Origin of the sequence: Parabacteroides sp. AM58-2XD, assembly GCF_003463685.1 — a bacterium.
GTDB lineage: Bacteria > Bacteroidota > Bacteroidia > Bacteroidales > Tannerellaceae > Parabacteroides > Parabacteroides segnis.
Window position 1 is genome coordinate 1 of sequence record NZ_QSDP01000181.1, and the last position, 6,366, is coordinate 6,366.

5 protein-coding genes are annotated in these 6,366 nt (G+C 36.1%); all 5 read right to left on the reverse strand.

From position 1 onward, the window contains the following. On the reverse strand, positions 1-1,378 hold a 1,378-nt coding region (locus DXA15_RS24280), incomplete at its 3' end, for a glycosyltransferase (RefSeq protein ID WP_128135750.1). Continuing rightward, a complete protein-coding gene (locus DXA15_RS24285; protein WP_128135751.1) occupies positions 1,375-2,283 on the reverse strand; it encodes a hypothetical protein in 909 nt (302 codons plus the stop codon). The genes DXA15_RS24280 and DXA15_RS24285, both read right to left, overlap by 4 nt. Before the next feature lie 498 nt (positions 2,284-2,781). Continuing rightward, the gene (locus tag DXA15_RS24290; RefSeq protein WP_128135752.1) at positions 2,782-4,863 is read right to left on the reverse strand and encodes a glycosyltransferase; all 2,082 of its coding nucleotides are present in this window, start codon (positions 4,861-4,863) and stop codon (positions 2,782-2,784) included. Positions 4,864-5,016: 153 nt separating this feature from the next. Beyond that, the gene (locus tag DXA15_RS24295; protein ID WP_128135753.1) at positions 5,017-5,370 is read right to left on the reverse strand and encodes a DUF3244 domain-containing protein; all 354 of its coding nucleotides are present in this window, start codon (positions 5,368-5,370) and stop codon (positions 5,017-5,019) included. Positions 5,371-5,518: 148 nt separating this feature from the next. Beyond that, on the reverse strand, positions 5,519-6,366 hold an 848-nt coding region (locus DXA15_RS25380; protein WP_158579714.1), incomplete at its 5' end, for a hypothetical protein.

Genomic DNA, 6,366 nt, shown 5'->3' on the forward strand with positions numbered 1-6,366 from the left:
CATCATAACATAAGATTCTATCTTTATCTTCTATTTGATAGAAATCATATTTATATTTCCGTTTATTCTGACTTAAATATCCTAAATGGAGTAACAATGTTTTTGCTTCAAAAAAATTACAATTTTTCTCCGCATAAGGAATTGAAGGAAAATGTAATTTTCTTTGATTTACTATTTGCATTCTCCCCTTATCTCTAAACATTCTCCATCTAAGCCATAACCCGTTCTTTGCATACGGATCCTTCATAAATCGGTATGTGTCCGTACTATTCCATAAGTTCGCAATATAAACACCTATTATATCTACATTTGAGATCTTCATCACCTCCCGCAAATCCACAAAACGATCATCAAACCGTTCATCCGCATCTATGAAGATAAACCATCCCGCTTTGAAAAAAGAAGCAATATCCAACAACATATTCCGGTTCTGTTTGTCATTGAACTCCGTGCGGACTTTCTTTGCTTTCAATAATAGTTTATCGGACCAGGCCATTTCATACGTATCATCCTGACTGTCATCATCCAATAAGATAATCCCGTCACAATATTTCTCCACACTCCGAAGACAATCCGTGATCCGTTCCGACTCATTATAAGTCGGGATCAACGCAATCAATGGATAAAACTTTTCAAAGACCACGTCAGACGGAATATCGAACTGCTTCAATGCCGAAAGATACTCCCGACACTGTTCATTTGCATATGGATGTTCTTGCCAATCATAAAGCAACTTTCCCGATCCCGTTTTTGATCGATTGTCTGCCTTGCTTTTTATGGGTAACAACATTTCATACAAAAGATCCTCTGGTACGCTTTGTTCCAAAGCTTCCGATAACCGGCTTTCCCCCAGTTGCAACAAGGCATCTGGATAATATAAACGGTGAATGTCCGCCAGTTCCATACGTCGACACAGGTTTTCTTCTGCCCCTTCCAGTACATCGAATTGTCCATCATAACCACCAACCAAATCCAAATACTCTTTCTTCACCATCAAACAGCCATAGGAAAAACCGATCGCATAATGCAACGGGTATTCATCCAGCGTCACACGCAATTCATAAATGACATCCGCTTGAAAGAGAGATTCAGGGAACATCAACAGGATATAGTTTTTTATCGACTGACAGATACCTTCATTATAGGCTACCGCACTATTTTGCCACGATCCAGCCACCACTTTCCAACTAATAAAGGGGTATTTACGGATACATGCCAACAAACTTCGACAATCCGCTTCTTCATCCACCAGCAAGACAACCTCTATGCCGTTCCGTTCGTAATAAGCCGTACGCAAAGGAAGACTATCCACAAACGATTCCAACCGGTCACCCAACGGTACCACAATGCTCAGGTCAAAATTCGGCAACTGTTTCATAAGGCAAAAAGGATTAGTTTCTCTTTCCACAACTCATACAAGTTCGACCATAAGATTTCCAAATCTTCACGGTCGTATCCATTCCTTTCCGCCAGTTCCTGAATAGAAACTGCCCCATCACACTGATCCAACAAATCGTTCATTTCCTGATCCAGTTCTTCGAAACAAATCAATCCGCGCTTCAGATACGATTTACCATCCAATTCTTCCACCGCAAAAAGTGAAGACAAACAGGGTTTCAATAACAACCGTTTCTGACGATTGTTCATATATGTAGACATGTTTGTAATCCGCTCTATCTCTTGTAACAGTTTTGTCTTAAATACATGCTTTCCATAAATTGCCAATACCTGTTTCTGAAGAGCTAAAACATCTTCCCGTCGGTCAAATGCAAACACTTTTCGTATCACTGATTCGAGCAAAACTGGAGAAACCGATTCTCCGAAGCTTCCTCCCTTACGCCCCTTAAAATGGACAGATTGCAATTGGACATAATTCTCCGAAGTCACCAATCCGCCCAAACCGTAATCACCCATAACGACACAAGGTTTGCATAAAGCTAATGCCTGCACAGCTTCCGAACCGGATGCCACCACTAAATGCGCTTGCTTATAAGCTGAAAACCAAGAAGAGCGCGACACAACTGTCACGAAAGGAGGAAAGGCATTTCTCAAACACGCATATTCATCGGAAACAATGGTCAATGAGGCATTGGTTTGCCCCAGAAAAGTCAACAACTTGAAATCGTTCTCGCCTACTGAATTTCCGGTTGGACAATAAACGATACGACAAACCTCCGGCTGCTGTTCGTAAAAATAATAATTACCTGTCCTTTCCACCGGACAACAAAGACGGATTTCCATTTCTTCTGGTATCCCTAGAGTAGACAGAACTATATTTCCCATATTTAATACACCAAACATATTTTCAAAAGGAGTAACATAACTATCTATATTTTGGGTAGTTGTAACAAATAATACCGGGCATTTCACATACTGTTTGATCAATTTTTTATAATGAATCAGACTAATAGAGTTCTGAATAAAAATTAAATCATAAGATTTTCTTAACTCCTGAGATTGGTCATTAAACAAATCCCCTATCAAATGAACCTGATAAAGACTTGAAAGAAGATTTATCAAATAACCTGCCAATTCTTTTGACCGGATATCCAGATACTTCCCAATTCCTATATATAATGCATACATCTGCTTCATGGTAGATTTATTGTTAAATTTCAAGACAAAGGTATGGACCTAAAAAAATAAAAAGTGGATTGAATCTATTTTAACACGCCACACAACACCCTGATAATAAACCCGCTAAACTTCCATGCTATGTAAAATTAAAAGAGCCCTACAAAAACATGGATTTCAAGCTAATAATTAGCCACGATCTCGTAATTAGATCGATATAATTTCATTGGTGTTTAAAGATAAATAAATTTGAGTTTCAAAATTCGTAGCAATGTTATTCCAGCTACATATATATTGTTTTAGTTGATTTTTGGACATACTACAAACTTTCATAAACTCTTTACCGCTCTCTATCCTCTGCCGTTCACTACAATATCGGGAGTTTCCATTTCGAAAATGAAACAAATGGTATAAAACTCCGGTAACTCGAGAAACTGGTAGTCCTAATATTTCCATCCGTTTTACACGTTCCTGATCCTCCATCCCCCAACCATAAAAGTGCTCATTCTCTCCCCCTGCATTCAAATAAATACTCCTGTGTACTAATAAAGCACCACCGACAGAATGAATAACACGGTTAAAATGTTCTCTTTCTTTCAAAAAATCAATAGAACGGTTATTTCGAAATACAAAACTATCTTCCAACGAACAAAAATTGAAACATCCGTCATAAGGGAAACTCATGACTGCTCTTCCTTCACGTATGTCGTCTATCGAACAATCTATCTGATTATCCGGAACTATCACATCGGTATCCCATATACCAACAATAGATGTATCGGCTTGCCTTAACAATTCATTCAGGTATTTCGTCCGGTAAAAAATCGGGTTATCGTCTTTCACAAATAAGTAAGTCACATTCGGATAATTTTCTGGCATTTTATATAAGGGACCGGAATCAGCTTCTAATATTATTATTTTAGTATGTGTACGTTTCGATAACTGATCTAACACCACATCCAGATTTGCCTGCCGTTCAGACGAGTCTATGCGAACCGGGATTACGAATGTAACTACATCATCTAGCGGTTTTTCTATATCATTGTAGTTCGTACTGACAATTTCTTTCGTTCCTAATAACCGTTTAGTTCGCTCTGGAAAGAGCCCCAAACCATCTATTATCCGGATGTCCTTCAATAAACACTCATCAATCATTCCCACCTCTTCCAGACGATCCAGTAATTGGATCAGGTTTTGTTTATTGAAAAGAGTTACAGAACTTTCTTCCGAAACATCTATCCGAAGCGTCAAATAATGTATCCAACCATATAAAGAATAGACTTCTTCTTTTTTCCAATTCATACAGAGAATGAGCAGGCGTTTATCCAGTTCCGCCAGCACTTCATCTTCTTTTCCTTCGGCAAATCCATTGCGCAGGATGTATATAAGACCGCATCCCAAGCTACATAAACTACATTCCCGTCCTAAAGAAGGAATAATTTCTATATCATTTTCCAATAATTGCTCTAATAACTCATCCGCTTGTTTTTCATAAATCACATCTCCGGTATAACTCGCATAAGTATACAATGCTATAATTCGTCCAATTTGCGGAATACCGACAGTCCACTCGTCCGGTGTTTGCTGATTGGCGCTCCTATAACGGTTTATAAATTCAATCTGATATTTACGGCATATATCATAAGCAAATGCTTTCTGTTCATCTCGATGTAACTGGGATATCTGAGACGCATGCCAACGGCACATCATCAATATATTCGGCAGATTTTCGACCTTTCCTGATAATGCAAGCCTCGACATAAGGTCATAGTCGGAAGAGTAGATATATTTTTCATCATATCCGCCATGCATTCTCATCACATCAGTTCGTATCATCAAAGATGAATGCAAAAAAGTATTATTCTGAAGCAAATGAATCATCAATTGTTCATATGATAAGGATAAATGTCGTTTCATCTGCGGATTCGAGAAAATAAAATTCGTACCTATTCCCCAAATATCCGGATGAGTTTCCAGATACTTATATTGGAACTCAAATTTTTGAGGATAGGCTATATCGTCCGCATCCATAACACAAATATATTTTCCAACGGCAAGCTCCAATCCTCTATTCCGGGAAGGATAGTTCCCGACATTATATTCATTACAAATCAATATAATACGTTTATCCGTATAAGACTTAATGATTTGCAATGAATTATCTGTTGACGCATCATCTATTATAATAAATTCAAAATTGTCAAAAGTCTGAGAAAGTATGCTGTCAATTGCTGCATGAAGATACTTCTCTTCGTTAAAGACAGGCATTATGACGGATATGTCGATCATAGTATTTAGCTTATAGAATTATAGAGATTCGCTTCTAGTTAAAAAACACACAGTGAACCCCACTAGTATATTGGACTATTTAATTATATAAACCATCTACTATATTCATGGAGCTCACTGCTATATCCATTATTTGGCACGTATAAGGAATGGTCATTCTATTGCAAAATCGCCATATAAACATGTATCGTCATAGGCTACTTCAAGCGTATAGGAACCAGATACATAATGTGCCTGCAATTTAACGATTTGCGGTGAACTATAGGCCTCTATAAAAACTTTATTACCTTCGGCATCCAGTACTGTCACTGTTACATTTTGCGGAGCGTTAAAAAAGTTGATTAAAATTGTATTTCCTTCCAAAGAAGACCTTACAGGAATAACACTACGGAGAACATCTTTATCCGCCTTTCGTGCTTTTAAATGGATATCTCTTGAATCCATTATTTTGGAAAATGCACTAAATGCGACAAGCATACATAAGAATAAGATAACTGTTTTTTTCATAATTGACTTTAATTTGTTGTTTGTACAGCAAAATAACAAATCCTTTTTTGAAAAAATATGGATTTAACAAATAAAAAAACAGAACCAGCACATTGATTATCAACAACTAACTCAAAGCAACAAATGTTCAAAATTTGAAATATGGATTTTACACTATACTAAGCAATATATCTTCTAATGATTTTTTCCCATACGATTCAAAATATTTTTCTTGAATGTTAGTTGGATATTTTGAAATGGTATTAGGTTCTAAATCCATAATTGCCGATATTTTTGCCGTTTTTACACCTAATAATAACAAACAACAGAACCTCTGTTCTTTTTTATTCATTTTAGGATAATTCTTACAAAGCTTAGGTATTAATTTAGGATAAATAGAACAAAACAACTCCTCAAAAACTTCCCATTCTTTATCTGAGTATTTGACAACAACATCTCCCTTATCATAAAGTTTTTTCATTTGCGGATAGTTATTTTCTAAATATTTACGTAAAAATCCTCTCGATTTATTTCTCAAATTCTTAATAACAGACTCTTTCGCTTTTATATCGCTCTGCAATATAGTTATTTGCTTATCTAAAGCATCTGCTTGCGCAGAATATACACTCTTTAGTTGTTGTTTTTCATATTCTATGAATTCAATTTTTGCTTCAGTATTTTCTAATTCATCCCTTTTTAATTGAAGTTCATGTTGTTTATTTTCATATAAAAAATCCTTATTTTCGATTTCACTTTGCAAAGTGACTATCTCTTCATTTAAAACTTTACATCTTTGAGCCAATGATTCTCCAAGCTGTTTTTTTTCAAGCATCAATGATTGAATCGTTACGACATTATCCTCCAATTCTTTCATTTTCAACTTAAGTTCATTTTCCTTTTCACTTAACAGAGTTTTATTAAATTCAATTACTGATAGACTCTTTGAAAGAGCAATTTCTCCATCTCTTATTATCACTTGCTTTTCACAAATTATTTTTTGATATCGAATAAAGACTA